This window comes from Synechococcus sp. Tobar12-5m-g (genome assembly GCF_024345415.1).
In the GTDB taxonomy this organism is placed as follows: domain Bacteria; phylum Cyanobacteriota; class Cyanobacteriia; order PCC-6307; family Cyanobiaceae; genus Regnicoccus.
This window is the reverse complement of the sequence record NZ_JAGQBB010000001.1, coordinates 20,409-34,741: the sequence shown is the minus strand read 5'-3', so window position 1 is coordinate 34,741 and position 14,333 is coordinate 20,409. Positions and strand designations below refer to the sequence as shown.

General features: G+C 67.8%; 15 protein-coding genes. 9 read left to right on the top strand and 6 right to left on the bottom strand.

Features of this window, described 5'->3' with window-relative positions; translation table 11 throughout:
- The first annotated feature begins 2 nt into the window (after window positions 1–2).
- From KBY66_RS00195 to KBY66_RS00185, 3 genes are all read left to right on the top strand, one after another.
- Window positions 3–365 (top strand): phosphomannose isomerase type II C-terminal cupin domain, encoded by a 363-nt coding sequence (locus tag KBY66_RS00195; RefSeq protein WP_255087063.1) that lies wholly within the window; start codon window positions 3–5, stop codon window positions 363–365.
- A gap of 316 nt (window positions 366–681) precedes the next feature.
- Entirely contained in the window at window positions 682–2,505 is a 1,824-nt protein-coding gene (locus KBY66_RS00190; RefSeq protein ID WP_399224611.1) for a DEAD/DEAH box helicase, read from the top strand.
- A 95-nt stretch (window positions 2,506–2,600) separates the two neighbouring features.
- Window positions 2,601–2,858, top strand: a complete 258-nt coding sequence (locus KBY66_RS00185) for a hypothetical protein (RefSeq protein ID WP_255087061.1) — start codon at window positions 2,601–2,603, stop codon at window positions 2,856–2,858.
- A gap of 7 nt (window positions 2,859–2,865) precedes the next feature.
- On the opposite strand, the gene KBY66_RS00180 is transcribed toward KBY66_RS00185, so the two are convergent.
- Window positions 2,866–3,066: a hypothetical protein gene (locus KBY66_RS00180; protein WP_255087060.1), complete on the bottom strand. Its 201-nt coding sequence runs from the start codon at window positions 3,064–3,066 to the stop codon at window positions 2,866–2,868.
- A gap of 174 nt (window positions 3,067–3,240) precedes the next feature.
- A complete protein-coding gene (locus KBY66_RS00175; RefSeq protein ID WP_255087059.1) occupies window positions 3,241–3,387 on the bottom strand; it encodes a hypothetical protein in 147 nt (48 codons plus the stop codon).
- A 141-nt stretch (window positions 3,388–3,528) separates the two neighbouring features.
- Between KBY66_RS00175 and KBY66_RS00170 the strand changes: the two genes are divergently transcribed.
- The 6 genes from KBY66_RS00170 to KBY66_RS00145 all read left to right on the top strand — a co-directional run bounded on the left by KBY66_RS00170 (window position 3,529) and on the right by KBY66_RS00145 (window position 11,038).
- Complete coding sequence (locus tag KBY66_RS00170; RefSeq protein WP_255087058.1) at window positions 3,529–5,325, top strand: ABC transporter ATP-binding protein; 1,797 nt, start codon at window positions 3,529–3,531, stop codon at window positions 5,323–5,325.
- Window positions 5,326–5,437: 112 nt separating this feature from the next.
- Entirely contained in the window at window positions 5,438–6,085 is a 648-nt protein-coding gene (locus tag KBY66_RS00165; protein WP_255087057.1) for a ParB-like protein, read from the top strand.
- Window positions 6,086–6,312: 227 nt separating this feature from the next.
- Window positions 6,313–7,170 carry an LCP family protein gene (locus tag KBY66_RS00160; RefSeq protein WP_255087056.1) on the top strand — a complete coding sequence of 286 codons (858 nt, stop codon included), beginning with the start codon at window positions 6,313–6,315 and terminating at the stop codon, window positions 7,168–7,170.
- Window positions 7,171–7,440: 270 nt separating this feature from the next.
- Window positions 7,441–9,219 (top strand): TolC family protein, encoded by a 1,779-nt coding sequence (locus tag KBY66_RS00155; protein WP_255087055.1) that lies wholly within the window; start codon window positions 7,441–7,443, stop codon window positions 9,217–9,219.
- Window positions 9,201–10,049 carry an FUSC family protein gene (locus KBY66_RS00150; protein ID WP_255087054.1) on the top strand — a complete coding sequence of 283 codons (849 nt, stop codon included), beginning with the start codon at window positions 9,201–9,203 and terminating at the stop codon, window positions 10,047–10,049. Before KBY66_RS00155 ends, KBY66_RS00150 begins: the two co-directional genes overlap by 19 nt.
- Complete coding sequence (locus KBY66_RS00145) at window positions 10,046–11,038, top strand: FUSC family protein (protein WP_255087053.1); 993 nt, start codon at window positions 10,046–10,048, stop codon at window positions 11,036–11,038. The genes KBY66_RS00150 and KBY66_RS00145 overlap by 4 nt, the downstream gene beginning before the upstream one ends.
- Here the strand turns inward: KBY66_RS00145 and KBY66_RS00140 are convergent.
- The 4 genes from KBY66_RS00140 to psbP are packed head-to-tail and all read right to left on the bottom strand — an operon-like array spanning window position 10,990 to window position 14,218.
- A complete protein-coding gene (locus KBY66_RS00140) occupies window positions 10,990–11,196 on the bottom strand; it encodes a hypothetical protein (RefSeq protein ID WP_255087052.1) in 207 nt (68 codons plus the stop codon). The two genes, KBY66_RS00145 and KBY66_RS00140, sit on opposite strands and share 49 nt — an antisense overlap.
- On the bottom strand, window positions 11,193–12,452 hold the full coding sequence (locus KBY66_RS00135) for an NHLP bacteriocin system secretion protein (RefSeq protein WP_255087051.1): 1,260 nt from the start codon (window positions 12,450–12,452) through the stop codon (window positions 11,193–11,195). The genes KBY66_RS00140 and KBY66_RS00135 overlap by 4 nt, the downstream gene beginning before the upstream one ends.
- Window positions 12,453–12,484: 32 nt before the next feature.
- Window positions 12,485–13,621: an FAD-dependent oxidoreductase gene (locus KBY66_RS00130; protein WP_255087397.1), complete on the bottom strand. Its 1,137-nt coding sequence runs from the start codon at window positions 13,619–13,621 to the stop codon at window positions 12,485–12,487.
- A gap of 12 nt (window positions 13,622–13,633) precedes the next feature.
- The gene (psbP, locus tag KBY66_RS00125) at window positions 13,634–14,218 is read right to left on the bottom strand and encodes a photosystem II reaction center PsbP (RefSeq protein ID WP_255087396.1); all 585 of its coding nucleotides are present in this window, start codon (window positions 14,216–14,218) and stop codon (window positions 13,634–13,636) included.
- Window positions 14,219–14,333: the final 115 nt, after the last annotated feature.

Here is a 14,333-nt window from a genome sequence, read left to right as displayed (position 1 = left end):
CTATGAAGAAGGGGGAGCAGGAACGCTGGCCACGACCCTGGGGCTGGTTTGAGTGTCTCGATCGGGGACCGGACCATCAGGTCAAGCGCCTGCATCTGATGGCCGGCCAGAGAATCAGCCGCCAATGCCATCGGCAGCGCAGCGAGCACTGGGTCGTGGTCGAGGGTCAAGGGGTGCTGGAACGGGACGGGGAGGTCTTCGAGGCGACCCCGGGAACCAGCCTGCAGATCCCGCTTGGCTCCATTCACCGGGCTACGGCTGGCTCGGCCCCCCTGGTGATCGTGGAGGTCCAGATCGGATCGAGGCTCGAGGAAGACGACATCGAGCGGCTGGAGGACGACTACGGGCGTGCCGCTGGTCCCTGAGTGACGCGTTCTCCCCCGCTGGCGGAAGACCCCGGGGTGGCAAGTGATACAATTTATATTCACCCTTTGATAAAGGGCAAGGCAGTCTTGCTTCAGGCCTATAGGCCAAGAGATTTGGATCGCTGCCGGCCTGCGTTGAAGGACATTCCAGGCCAACGCCTCCACAATCTCCGTGACCCAGCCTTCCGCTTGCGAGAGCTTCGCGTGCTCTTCCGACACCAGCATCAACCCAGGAGCTGACACCAGTCCCCTGGCTGAGACCTTCACCACGACCACCACCGAGTCGATCAGCGGCGAGTTGATCTTCGCCGAATCGATCAGCGGCCCAACCAGCAGCGACCAGACAAGCAGCGGCCAGGTCAGCAAACCATCAGCCGGCGTGGCCGAGGCTATCGACCAGCCCACCAGCGTGCCGGCCTCCCCAACTTCCGGCATCGTCGGTGCCTTCGCCGGCTTTGGCCTTGGAACTCCCCTGGTGGAGGCGGTCGAAGCCTGTGGATACACCACCCCCTCACCGATCCAGAAGGCGGCCATTCCCGAGCTGATGCTGGGTCGGGATCTGGTCGGTCAGGCCCAGACGGGAACCGGCAAAACGGCGGCCTTCGCCTTGCCCCTGCTCTCCCGGCTCGACCCGAACCAGCGCACCCCCCAGGTGTTGGTGCTGACTCCCACCCGGGAGCTGGCCCTGCAGGTTGCCGAAGCGTTCAACACCTACGCCAGCAAACTGCCGCTCGTGCGCGTGCTGCCGATCTACGGCGGTGCCGATTTCCGTGATCAGATCGTGAGGCTTAAGCGCGGTGTTCAGGTGGTGGTGGGGACCCCCGGCCGGGTCATGGATCACATGCGCCAGGGCACCCTTGACCTCTCGGGCCTGCGCAGCCTCGTGCTCGACGAAGCCGATGAAATGCTCCGCATGGGCTTCATCGACGATGTCGAATGGGTGCTCGAGAAGCTTCCTGAGCAGCGCCAGGTGGTGTTGTTCTCGGCCACCATGCCGTCGGAGATTCGGAGGCTCTCACGCAAGTACCTCAAGGATCCCGCCGAAGTCACCATTCGCCAGAAGGGGGCGGAGTCGAGCACGATCCGCCAGCGCCACCTGATCGTCAACGGATCCCAGAAGCTCGAGGCCCTGACGCGGGTTCTGGAGGCGGAGAGCAGCGAAGGGGTGATCATCTTCGCCCGCACCAAGGCGATCACCCTGGCAGTATCCGAGGCCCTCGAACAACACGGCTACGACGTGGCCGTGCTCAACGGCGACGTCCCCCAGTCCCAGCGCGAGCGCACCGTGGAGAGGCTGCGCAGTGGCCAGGTGAATGTGCTGGTGGCCACCGATGTGGCCGCCCGGGGTCTGGATGTGGAACGGATCACCCTGGTGATCAACTACGACATTCCCTTCGACAGCGAAGCCTACGTGCACCGGATCGGCCGCACCGGCAGGGCCGGTCGCCAGGGTGACGCCATCCTCTTCCTCACGCCGCGGGAACGCCGCTTTCTCGGTGGCCTGGAGCGCACCGTGGGCAAGCCGATCGATGCGATGGAGGTCCCTACCAATGCGGACATCAACCAGAACAGGCTGGGTCGGCTGCGCCAGGAGCTCACCACCCTGGTCCTGCAACCCCGTGCGGCCGAACAGGAACTGGCCCTGCTCGGCGAGATCCTGCAGCGGGTGGGACGGGAGATCGAGGCCACTCCCGACCAGCTTGCCCTTGCAGCCCTCCAGCTGGCTGTCGGCACCAAGCCCCTGCTGGTGCACGGCAACGAAGACTGGCAACGCTCGGCCGGCCCGCGCGACAGGGAGCGGAGCCGTGACGACGATGACCGCCGGGGTGACCGGCGTCGCCAGGATCGCCAGGGTCGCGAAGCTGGATTTCCACGACACGACGGCACCTCCGCCCCTGAGGCCGACATGGATCGCTTTCGGATCGAAGTGGGCTGGCGCGACCATGTCAAGCCTGGGAACATTGTTGGCGCGATCGCCAATGAAGCTGGTCTCGCTGGTCGCAGCATTGGGCGCATCCAGATCTTCGACACCCACAGCACGATCGATCTGCCCCAGGGAATGCCGGAAGATGTGTTCGAGGCGTTGAAGCGGCTGCGCGTGATGAACAAGGAACTTCAGATCAGCCGCCTCTCCAGCTGAGCCAACCCCGACTTCCTCCGAGAGCCATGTCTGCGACAAACGGTCCGAGCCCCATGCCAGGGCTCTCGAAGCGCGCAGCCAACACCTGGCACTGGGTGGCCCCAACCCTGATCTCCCTGGTGTTGCTGGTGGGAGCGGAAGCGGTCCAGGCGCAAAGCAATGACGATCTGGTCGTCGAGCGGCTGTGCCTGGCTGGTTTCAGCGCCGCTTTTCAAGCCGCCGGCAAGGTGGCGCCTCCGGGGATGAGCGCCTTCACCTGCTCCTGTTTCCTTGACCAGATCAACCAGGGAAGCGGCCTGGATGCGGCCCAATCCACCTGCCGGAAACGGGCGGGTGACCGTTATCGGATGTGATCAGGGATCAGCAGCACAGGCCGGTCAGGCCATCCGAGCAGAGGTTGCTCACCTCATGAAGCGAAAGCCGCTCGATGGAGGCGATTAAGCTGACTTGAACGTCAGGGTTCTCTGACAGAACCATCGACTGAAGCAGGTCGAAGCGATCGGTGAACGCCAGTTCACCGCTCTCGTTCCAGGCCAGACTCCAGGGAACGGGTGCAGCCATGGCCAAAGAAGTCAGGGTCTCAGCACAATGGACGGAAAATCATGGCTTTGGCTGCCCGACCTTGATTTCTTCGGTTTTTCTTCCAGCTCCCTCCCCGCCAACCTCCTCGGGATGGCCGGCGTGGATGACAGAGCTGGCGGGAAGCCTGACCTGCCCCGCCCGGTTGTGGCGGGCTCAGGGGGAGACGCCGTGCAGCTCATCGAGGTCATGGACCTGATCACGGTTCCAGGCCTGAAGACGCAGGGCCCCAGCTGGCTGGAGCATCAGCAGGTTTCCCTCCCGCTGCGGAGGCAGGGAAGCGCGCAAATGGCGCCGACGCAACTTGGCTGTCCAGCGCTGAAAGCGTGTGAAAGAGCGTGAGCGTGTCAATGGATCTGCTCCAATTGGAGTCCTTTCCGTTCTAACGGCGATGCCTCGGTCAAAACAGCTCATGCCAAACCGATCCTGATCCCCGATTCCTGCATGGCCGCCCCGCCCACCCGTCCTGCCCTGGCCCGCCTGCTCCGTACGCTCCGGCCCCATCGGCGCCTGGTCTGGTGGGCCGCAATCTGCTCGGTGCTCAACAAGCTGTTCGACCTGGCACCGCCGGTGCTGATCGGCTTGGCGGTTGACGTGGTGGTGCGCCAGCAGACCTCCTGGCTCTCGGCCTTCGGCTTCAGCAGCGTTCCCAGCCAGCTGGCGCTGCTGGGGGTGCTCTCCTTCCTGATCTGGAGCGCTGAATCCCTGTTTGAATACCTCTATGGGGTGCTGTGGCGCAATCTCGCCCAGACCGTGCAGCACGAGCTCCGGCTGGAGGCCTACGACCACCTCCAGAGGCTCGAGATGGCCTTCTTCGAGGCCGGCAGCAGCGGAGGCCTGCTGGCGATCCTCAACGACGACATCAACCAGCTTGAACGCTTCCTGGACCATGGCGCCAACGAGGTGCTGCAACTGGTGACCACGGTGCTGGCGGTGGGCGGCGCCATGGTGGTGCTCTCCCCCGGCGTGGCCGGCGTGGCCTTCCTGCCGATCCCGGTGATCCTCTGGGGCTCGTTGCTGTTTCAAAGGCGGCTCGCCCCCCTTTACCGCGATGTGCGCGATCGGGCCGGTGATCTCAACAGCAGCCTGGTGAACAACCTGGGCGGCATGCTCACGATCAAGAGCTATGCCGCCGAGGCCTGGGAACTGGAGCGCATCGGCCGGCAGAGCCAGGCCTACCGCAGCAGCAACGGCCGGGCCATCCGGTTGTCGGCAGCTTTCATTCCCCTGATCCGCTTCGCCATTCTGTTCGCCTTCGTGGCCATCCTGGTGATTGGCGGATTGCAGGCCTGGAAAGGGGCGATCGCGATCGGCAGCTACAGCTTTCTGGTGTTCATCACCCAGCGGCTGCTCTGGCCCCTGACCACCCTGGGCCGCACCCTCGATGACTACCAGCGGGCCATGGCCTCCACCGACCGGGTGCTCGATCTGCTTGCCACACCGCTGGCGATCCCGAGCGGGGATCGCCCCCTGCCCCTGGCCACCGTGCGCGGTGGGCTGGAGTTCAAGGCGGTGAGCTTCGGCTATGCAGGTCGCGACAGTCTGCTGCGGGGCTTCGACCTGGCCATTCCAGCCGGCCACACCATCGGCATCGTCGGGGCCACAGGCTCGGGCAAAAGCACCCTTGTGAAGCTGGTGCTGCGGCTGTACGAGGTGGATCAAGGCGAGATCCTGCTGGATGGCGTGCCGATCCGCAGCCTCAACCTCGACCATCTGCGGCGGGCGATCGGCCTGGTCAGCCAGGAGGTGTACCTGTTCCATGGCAGCGTGGCCGAAAACATTGCCTACGGCAGCTTTGCCGCCACCCCCGCCGCGATCGCCCGGGCCGCCGAGCTGGCCGAGGCCGCCGGCTTCATCGCAGCGTTGCCCCACGGTTACGACACCGTGGTGGGCGAACGGGGCCAGCGGCTCTCAGGAGGCCAGCGGCAGCGGATCGCCCTGGCCCGCGCCATCCTCAAGGATCCACCGGTGCTGATCCTCGATGAGGCCACCGCCGCAGTCGACAATGACACCGAAGCGGCCATTCAGCGCTCCCTGGAGCTGATCACCGCCGAGCGCACCACTCTGGTGATCGCCCACCGCCTGAGCACGGTGCGCCATGCCGATCGGATCGTGGTGATGGAGGGCGGCAGGATCGTCGAAAGTGGCCACCACGACGATCTACTCCGGCGTGACGGGGTCTACGCCAATCTCTGGAGGGTGCAGGCGGGCCTGCGGGCTAACGAAGCCCTGACGGCATGAGCTGAGCCGGGGCATGGAGTGGTCGCTGGCGCTCCTTCTCCGCAGACCGGCCAGATGTTGCACGATGAGAAGGACCCGTTGCCCGTGCCGCCAGAACCGGCTCCTCCAGCCCATGGCGCTGAATTCCAGCCCGTTTCACCTCTTGCCCTCGCCGCGGGGTGAATTGGTTGAGCTGCCACTGCGCTGTCTCCAGCCGACCCAGCTCTGCCTTGGACTGGCGGAAGTGAAGGCGCGGACCAGCGATTTCCGACTGGAATCGCCCCAGAGCCGGCGCCGCTACCTCCGGAACCGCCCCGTACCGATCGCCCTGAGCAGTGCTGGGGAGGCCTGGATGATCGACCGGCACCACCGCCTGCGGGCCCTGCTCGACGTTGACCCCCAGACCACAGTTTTTTGCGCGGTGGTGCTGGCGCTGGAGGGAGCCAGCCAGACCCATTGCCTGGAGGAACTGAATCGGCGTGGCTGGCTCTACCTGCTGGACGGGGACGGCAACGGTCCCTATCCGCCGGAACGACTGCCCCACAGCCTCGTCGAGCTGCAGGACGATCCCTACCGGAGCCTGGTGTGGAAGCTGAAGCAGGAAGGTTTGATCCGCCCCCAGCCAGCCGTGCCGTTCATGGAGTTCCACTGGGGCGCCTGGCTTAGGAAGCAAGCCCTGCCTCCCTTCAGCTCCAAAGACCTGGAGCCCGCCCTGGACCAGGCGCGGCGCCTGGTGAGCGGTCGCCGGGGCGGGGGAATCCCGGGCGCCACCTGGACCTGAATCCCCTGGATCTAAAACCTGCGGCCTCCAGATCTTGAACTGGACTGGCGCGAAGGGACGCCAGCGGGAGGCTCGGGGCAGGTGAAATAGGATTTCAAGATGAAGTCTTCCGCGATGCAGCAGTCCCGGAGGGCTCCGTTCCTGTTCAACCTCCCTCGACAGCTCCGGCGACATTGAGAGTCAGTCCAAAACGGTCCAAATCCAGTCCCTGGGCCGTCCTTTTCGCCATGGTGATGGGCCTCAGCGGCGGCCTGATGCTGGCTGGCCCCCTCGCCGGCCTGCTCAGGTCTGGCCTGGTGATGGATGCCAAGTCGATCACCAATCCGTTCAGCGCCTGGGTCGACACCGATCAAGACCTTCTGGTGCTGGGCTCCGACGTCGGCGGAGGCAACACCGATGTGATGCTCACCCTGCGGGTCGCCAACGGCCACACCACGATCACCCAGGTCCCCCGCGACACCTACATCAACTCGCCGCGTTTCGGGCCTCTCAAGGCGAATGCCCTCTATGCCTATGGGGGCGCCGATGCCGTCAAGGAAGAGCTCAGTCATCGGCTCGGCCGTCCGATCGGCCATCACCTGCTGATCAATCTGGGGGCCATCCGCCGCATGGGCGATGTGCTGGGCGGCGTTGAGGTGAACGTGCCCAAGCGGATGTACTACGTGGACAACAGCCAGGGGCTCTCCATCGATCTCCAGCCTGGCCTTCAGACTCTCAAGGGCCGTGACCTGGAGGGATTCCTGCGCTGGCGGCACGATGAAATGGGCGACATTGGCCGCATTGATCGCCAGAAGCTTGTGCTCAATGCCCTTTTCACCAAACTGATTCGACCGGAACATCTGGTGCGTCTGCCGAGTCTGCTGGCGGCGGCCGGCAGTGACGTCAAGACGGACCTCGGTCCGATGCAGATTGGCGGACTGATCACTGCCATGGCTGCCACCACCTTGAGCATCCATCAGATCGGCGGTCGCCCCTTCGATCAGAATGGGGTCAGCTACTGGGAAGCCGACTGGCCAGCCGTGAGCACCGATTCCTCCGCAAGCGGCGACGGGGCCAAGGACAGCCGTTACCGTTTCCTGTTCTGACCCTGCCTAGGCGGTCCATCGATCCTCAGGCTGGGTGCATGGCCGCTCCAACGCCAACCAGCTGGGAGATCCACCACGAGAGTGGGATCAACCTTCACCATCGCGAGCCAGGAAACTGATCGCGGGGCAGGACGGCACCACGCCCGAAGGATGGATCGCGGGGAACTCGGGTCGTCATCGACGGGAGCAAAGCGGGCCAGGGTGGTGAACAGTCCGGTGCCGCCCGTTGACGGGCCTCGTCCGGTCGGGGACCCTAGGGACGGATCGGTGATGTCCCTGCAAACGATGCTCTGGCTGACAAGGGCCGAAGCGATGCGGGGCAACCTCCAAAGGCTGGCCATCCTCTTCGGCGCTGCCTCACTGTCCTGGCTGATCGCCCTGGCACCCTCCGCCGCCGCTGGGGGGAGGACCTCCGGCACCAACCAGCTGGAGCGCTCCTGGAAGCAGCTCGACCAGGAGTTGCTTTGGCTCGACCAGTGGCTGCCCGCCGAAGCACCCGCTCCGCCACCGGCGGCATTGGACTCCAGCTCCACTCCCCCGGTCAGGCTGGAAGCCCCGCCCCCGCTGGCCATTCCCACGGCGCCACAGTTGCGGGACGGCCGCAGCCAGGGCTTCAGCCTCGAGCAGGCGATCCTGATCGCCCTGGCCCAGGGTCCACTCCTGGAGGCCCGGCGGCTGGAGGTGGCCGCCGAGCTGGCGGCAGTGCAGGCGCAACTGGGCGCCTACTGGCCCCGGATTGCCGCCGTGGGGGGCCTTGGCTACGATCAGAACGGCACGCGCTATGGGGTGCCCCGGGGGAATGACGGGTTGGGCTTCGGGCCCAACTTCAGCCCCAACGGCCTGCGGGCCGCTGACGGCTCGACCACCGCCGGACCTTTTTTTGTACCCAGTGGAGGCACCGCCCGGCTCAGCCAGGGGGTGCGCTCGGTGGCTGGAGGACTGGAACTGGAGCTGGCCCTGCTGGATTTCGCCCGCACTCCTGGGATCCAGGCGGCCCGGGCCCGGCTGCGCCGAGCCCGTCAGTCCTATGCCAATGCCCTGCGCCAGCGGCAACTGGAGGTGAGCGAGGCCTACTACGGCCTGCAGCGGGCCGATCAGCTGGTGCGGATCCGGGAGGCCGACCTGCGCAACGACCTGGTGATCCTCAACGACGTTCTCGCGCTCAAGCAGGCGGGGCTCGTGCCCCGGCTCGATCTGCTGCGGCGCCGGGCGATCGAAGCCGACGGCGAGGAACTGCTGATCCAGGCACAGGCGGACCAGGCGATCGCCCGCCGCCGCCTGGCCCTGCTGCTCAACCTGCCGCCGAACCTCACGCCCACCGCCAGCGATCCGATCGTCCTCCAGCCGCGCTGGCCCCTCGATCTGGAGGCCAGCCTGCTGGCCGCCTACGCGGGCAACCCCGAACTGGAGGCGGTGCTGGCGATGCGGGAGGCCCTGGCCCACGAGAAGGATGCCAAAGCGGCTGAGCTGTTGCCGCGGCTGAGCCTGTTTGCCGCCGCCGGGGCCACGGGCAGCCAGACCCAGCAATGGAACGCCAGCGGCGACTGCTGCGGCGCCACCGTGATCCCGATCCTGAACAGCAACGGTAGCGACTGGTCGGTGGCGCTCACGGTCCGCTGGCTCCTGTTCGACGGTGGCCGGACTGCCGCAGAGGTGCGGGCCCTGGCCCGCCGGGAGGAGGCGGAGGCCCAGCGCTTCGCCGCCTCCCGCAACGACATCCGCCTGCGGCTGGAGCAGGCCTTCTTCAGCCATGGGGCCAGCCTGGCCCGGCTGGCCTCGGCCCGGCGGGGCGTGGCCGCCAGCCTCGAGGCCTTCCGGGACGTCCGCCTGCGCTATCAGAGCGGCCTCTCAAGCGAAGTGACCCTCTCGCTCACCCAGGACCGCCTGATCGCCAGTCTGGTTGGGCGGCTCGAGGCCACCGTGGCGGTGAACATCACCTACGCCCAGCTGCTGCGTGAGCTGCTGCCCATGCCCGGGGAGAGCGGATTGCCGGCGGTGACGCTCACCCTGCCGATGGAGGACAAGGCGCGATGGGATTCCGCCCGCTGAGCGCCGAGCAATGGCACAGCAGCCTGCGCACCGGGATCGCCGCCCTGATCGCCGCGGCGATCACGATGCACTGGAAGGGTTCCAGCAGCCTCGACCTCTGGTATTGCCTCTATGGGGTGGCCCGCAGCAACCTTGCCGACCAGCGGCTTTCAGGGCGCCTGGCGCGGGAGCGGATTGTGGGCACCCTCTTCGGCGGTGCCATCGGTTGTGCCCTGCTGCTGCTTGGACCGGGGTGGGTCTGGATCGGGATCGGCTACCTGCTGGTTCAGGTGCTGGGAACCCACTGCAAGCTGAGCGGTGGCAGCCGCAGCAATGGCTCTATAGCCGTGCTCCTGCTGATGATGGTTCCTGGGGATTCGGCGGCAGGTCCCATTTATGTGCTCCATCGGGTGCTCTGGCACCTGCTGGGGTTGGCGATCGGCATGGCGGTGGAGCACCTGTTCTGGCCCAGGGGCGACCGGGAACGGCTCGACGAGCTGGAGGCGAAGCTGCTCGGGCTGCTGGGGGGTCTGGATCTTCAGCCCGATGACGCCCTCGCCCAGCGGCAGGAGCGCCAGTTGGTGGAGCACTTTCGGAAGATCCGGGAGCTGTCCCGGCAGACCGCCGAGGAAGACCCAGCCGCCTGGTCCGCCCGGCAGGGTGAGCGGCGGCTGCAGGACCTGGAACAGGCGGTGATCCACGCGGCGGCCCTGCTGCGCCACGGCCCCCGGCCCGGCACCGACGGCGCGCTGGCCCAGCGCTGTCTGGCGCTGGATCAGCAAGCCCTCGCCAGGAGCCTGGCGGCCCTGGCCCGGCCGGTGGAGTTCGCGATGGCAGCAGCGCCGGCATGAACGTCCGCCTGACCGTGCGCAACGCCGTGGTGCTCAGCCTCACCGCCGGGCTGGCCGAACTGTTCCGGCTGCCCGAGGGGCTTTTCATGGTGCTGGCGGTTCTGTTGAGCTTGGAGGGCTCGATCGGCCAAGGGCAGAAAGCAGCGCGCGAGCGGATCGTCGGCACCCTCTGCGGAACGGCCGTCTGTCTGTTGTTGCTGGGGCTGCTGCAGTGGACGGGGGTGCCGGCCGCGACCCTCGGGCTCACCCTGGTGAGGGTGCTGGGCCACGGGCTCGGCCTGAACAGCGGCTTCATTGTGGGCGGTCATGTGGTGGCCGGCTCGGTGGCGAACCACAGCAGCGACTGGCCGGCCTACCTCGGCCTGCGCAGCCTGGAAACCCTGGCCGGGGTGCTGATCGCGGTGCTCGCGGCACGCTGGATCCTGCCGGCGCGGGCCAGCCATCGCCTGGAACTGGCCCTGGAGCGCTGGCGTGGGGAGCTGGCTGTGGCCCTGCGCCAGGCCGATCTTTCCCCAGCCCAGTTGGGCGCCCTGCGGGGGGGGCGCGATCAGCTGCTCGATCTGCTCCCGTTCGCCCGTGAGGAACTGCTCCCCAGCCTCGGTGCCCGGGCCCTTTCAGGCAGCTGGGATCAGCAGTTGTTCCACGGCGGAGCCCTGCTCAGCAGCCTGCGGGATCTGCGCCAACTGTGCCTGTCGGTGCCGATCGAGCTGAAGCACAGCAGCGAAACCCTTCTGGAGCACGCCGCTGATCTGCTCGAGGCCGGTCTGTTCGACGGCGGGCGGGAGGGAGACAACCCTGGCCAGGCCAGCCTGAACGGGTTGCGGCAGGCCGCGATCGACCTCGGTCGCCTGGGCGGCGAGGAGGCGATCGATCAGCAGGCGCTGTGGATTCACCGCAGCCGGATGATCGGGCTGCACGCCGAGGCGATGATGGATGCTGCTCAGGGGGCTCGCCCATCGACGTCCGCGAGCCAGCGCTCGACCCGGTAGGCCAGCAGCACCACCAGCACCACCAGCCAGAACCAAAGCTCCGGTGCATTGGCATGGAGTAGCACCACGAGGATGGTCGCCTCGGCGACCAGCCAGGGCAACTCCCGCCGCAGCAAGGGCGCTCCTGGGGGCTGGTTGCGGGGTCCAGGTGGGCTCATCCGCCGCCCCCCGCTCCTGGGTTGGGGCCAAAGCCGCGGAAGCCACCGGTGAGGTTGCGCAGCCCCGGCAGCACGTAGGAGAGCGGCGTGCGCCATTCCACGTAGGCATGGGTGACGGTGGTGAGCCCCTCCCGCACCGGGAAGATGCGGCTGCCCTCCGAGAGGGTCCAACGGTAGCCATCGGTGCTGCCGGGGTCGCGCTCCAGGCTGATGTCCGCCCGCATCACCGGACCGCCTTCCACCAGCGCTTTGGCGAGCTGGGGGTTGCCGATCGTGGTGGAGATGTCCGCTTCGGTGGCGGGCAGCACGTTCACCCGCCGCACCCGGCCGACGATGCCGCCGAAGCGGCCGCGCTGGTTCCAGTCGGGAACCACCTCCACCGGCAGGTCGTCGCGGAGCCGGCGGGCATCGGCGGGGGAAAAGTAGGCGATCGCCTGCAGCATGCCGCCGCCAGGATCACGGCCGATCGTTCCCAGCCGCTGGCCTACGGCCACGGTCTGACCGGGGATCACCTGCAGGTCGAGCACCGTCCCGTCGCGGTCGGCGTGGAGTCGGCCGTCGAAGCCCAGCTGGGCCTCACTGACCCGCAACTGGCGGCGCAGATCATCGATGCGGAAACGGCGCTGCAGGGCTTCGGTCTCGATGCTCAGCTTCACCTGCTGGTAGGTGGTGAGCAGACGGGTCTCCTCGATCCGCACCTGGTCGAGGCTCACACCGGTGGATGTCAGGCCCTGCTCGGCCGTCACCACCTCATTCGAGAGCGGAGCGACCACCTCGCGGCGGGCCAGCCAGTCAAGGTTGGTGAGCTTTTCGGAGTAGGTGCCCTTGAGGCGAGCGAAGCGGCCCCGATCCGCCGCCAGCTTCGCCAGGGCCGTGTCGATCGCCCGCTTCTCGCTGGCAAGCCGCAGCCGATCACGCCCGGAGAGCTGGGCGTCCTGGCGCTCCAGCTCGCGCAGGTTGGCCCGTTGCTGCTCCAGCTGCCTCTCCAGCACCGGCAGGTGAAAGGTGATCAGCACCTGCCCGCGCCGCACCCGATCACCCACGGCCACGTGGAGGCGGCGCACCTGGCCGCCGGCGCGGGCATCGAGCAGGCCGGCGTTGTCGGGCTGCAGCAGCACCCCCTTGCCCACCACCTCGGTGGGCACCGCCCAGAAGCAGGCCCAGAGCAGCACGGCACCGCCCATCGCCCCCAGGCAGCAGCCCACCTGCTGGCGGGGGGTCAGCCCCTTCCAGTTCCTGGGAATTGGAACGTCCATGGGGGTCAGCATGCAGGGTTTCGGCGGGGCTGTCAGCAGCCCGGCAAGCGGGCGAGGGCGTTGCGATCGCCGCCGATCGCCGCCGCCAGCAGGGGGGCCAGCGGCGGCACTAGGGCAAAGGGGCCACTGAAGCCGGCAAACACCCACAGCCCCGGCCGGCCGGCCACAGGACCGACCAAGGGGCCACCGGGGCTGGTGAAGCTCACCGGGGCCTGGTGGAACGGCGCCCGCACCTCCGCCAGCCGAGGGTCGATGGCGGCCAGGGCGTTGCGGAGGGCCGCTTCGAGCCGAAGGGGATCGGGAGGTTCTCCCTTGGCCAGGCCGGCGCGCACCAGGGTGGTCTGGCCCAGCAGCAAACCCTTCCCCCAGGGCGCCAGGCCCGCATCCACGACCCATTCCTCCCCCTGGAGCTGGGCGGCGCGGGCCTCCAGCCCCTGGCGTTGCCCAAGCAGCGGCATGACGATCTCATCCCCACCGGCCAGCTCAGCCGGGAGCAAGGGACTGCAGGCGGCGGCATCCTCCACGGCCAGCAAGCCGGCCCAGCTCACCCGCAACCGCTCTGGCAAGGCCGGCAGCAGCGACCGGCAGCTGGCCCCGGCCGCCAGCACCACCTGATCCGCCGGAAGCGGCCCGGCCAGGAGGGGGCCGGCGTGGGCCCGCTGGCGCTCTACCCCGGCCCGCTCCAGGGCCAGCGGCAGCGCGGCCGCCAGGCAGCGTCCATCCACCCGGCCGTAGGGCAGCCGCAGGGAACCGGAGCGGGGAACCCGGCTCGAAGGCTCCAACACAGCCGCTGCCGGCAGGTGGCGCCCCGCCAGCGCCTGCACGCCGGCCAGGGCGGCTTCGATGGAGGCGATCTCCGCGGGGGATTCGCCGCCCTCCCAGCGAAGCCGCAGCCCGCAGGGGCGCCAGCCGAGCGGACCATGGCGCGCTTCGAGCCGCTGCCAACACGCCGGCGCGGTGGCCATCAGGGCACCGAGGTCATCGGGCGGTCCGGCCCACCAGGGCACGCCGCCGTAGCTCAAGGCGGAGGCTCTGGCCACGGCAACGGCGCTGGAGGAGGCAAGAGTTTCCTGGGCTGGAGCCGGGTCCAGCAGGCGGACCCGGGCACCCCGTTCGGCCAGGGCCAGGGCCAGCAGGCTGCCAGCCAGGCCGCCGCCGATCACCCACACATCGGCCAAGCGTCAGATCTGCAGGGTGAAGGAGGTGATCACCTGATGAAAGAGGGTTCGCACCTTCGGCCAACGGTCCTCATTGGTGCTGGCGGCGAGGGTGTACAAGCGTCCCCGGTCGACCACCACGGTGGCGAGCTCGTGGCGATCCCGATCAGCCAGATGCACGGCGTACTCCAAGTCGTAGAAGGTATGGCTGCCGTCCTGGCGCTCCACCGCTTCCACCAGCTCCGCCTGGCGGCCACTGCCTGCCGGGGCGATCACGATGCGACCGAGCTTCTCGCCCACCGCCAGGGCACCGTCGAGCGCGGCCAGGTCGTTGGTGGGGTTCACAGCGGAGATCACCAGGCTGAGGGTTTCGTCACTGTTGATCAGATCGTGAAACACCACCTGGGGCCCGCCCGTCACCGCCACCCGGCTCCAGCCGGTGGGATAGAGAAAGGCGTAGCGGCCATCGGGGCTCTGGAAGGGGTTGAGACCGGCGGCGGCGACGCTGCAGCCGCCCAGACCTCCACCGATCGCAAGAGCGCCCAGCACCAAGGCGAGCAGCCGGGTCAGCAGCCTGGAGGGAAGGGAGAAGGAATCGCGAAGGACCATCGCGGTCTGACAGGTGTGGAGGACGGGCGCCATGGCGCTGTCTCCATTGTCGCCGGTGTGGGTCAGCAAACGCTCGCGCCAGGCCGGTCCCTAGATTCCGGCCAGTTGCAGCGGT

Excerpts from the sequence above, each read along its gene's own strand:
- KBY66_RS00170 (WP_255087058.1), top strand. The coding sequence starts at position 3,529 with ATGGCCGCCCCGCCCACCCGTCCTGCCCTGGCCCGCCTGCTCCGTACG.
- KBY66_RS00165 (WP_255087057.1), top strand. The coding sequence starts at position 5,438 with ATGGCGCTGAATTCCAGCCCGTTTCACCTCTTGCCCTCGCCGCGGGGT.
- KBY66_RS00195 (WP_255087063.1), top strand. The coding sequence starts at position 3 with ATGAAGAAGGGGGAGCAGGAACGCTGGCCACGACCCTGGGGCTGGTTT.
- KBY66_RS00140 (WP_255087052.1), bottom strand. The coding sequence starts at position 11,196 with ATGAGCCCACCTGGACCCCGCAACCAGCCCCCAGGAGCGCCCTTGCTG.
- KBY66_RS00155 (WP_255087055.1), top strand. The coding sequence starts at position 7,441 with ATGTCCCTGCAAACGATGCTCTGGCTGACAAGGGCCGAAGCGATGCGG.
- KBY66_RS00145 (WP_255087053.1), top strand. The coding sequence starts at position 10,046 with ATGAACGTCCGCCTGACCGTGCGCAACGCCGTGGTGCTCAGCCTCACC.
- KBY66_RS00150 (WP_255087054.1), top strand. The coding sequence starts at position 9,201 with ATGGGATTCCGCCCGCTGAGCGCCGAGCAATGGCACAGCAGCCTGCGC.
- KBY66_RS00160 (WP_255087056.1), top strand. The coding sequence starts at position 6,313 with ATGGTGATGGGCCTCAGCGGCGGCCTGATGCTGGCTGGCCCCCTCGCC.
- KBY66_RS00180 (WP_255087060.1), bottom strand. The coding sequence starts at position 3,066 with ATGGCTGCACCCGTTCCCTGGAGTCTGGCCTGGAACGAGAGCGGTGAA.
- psbP (WP_255087396.1), bottom strand. The coding sequence starts at position 14,218 with ATGGTCCTTCGCGATTCCTTCTCCCTTCCCTCCAGGCTGCTGACCCGG.
- KBY66_RS00135 (WP_255087051.1), bottom strand. The coding sequence starts at position 12,452 with ATGGACGTTCCAATTCCCAGGAACTGGAAGGGGCTGACCCCCCGCCAG.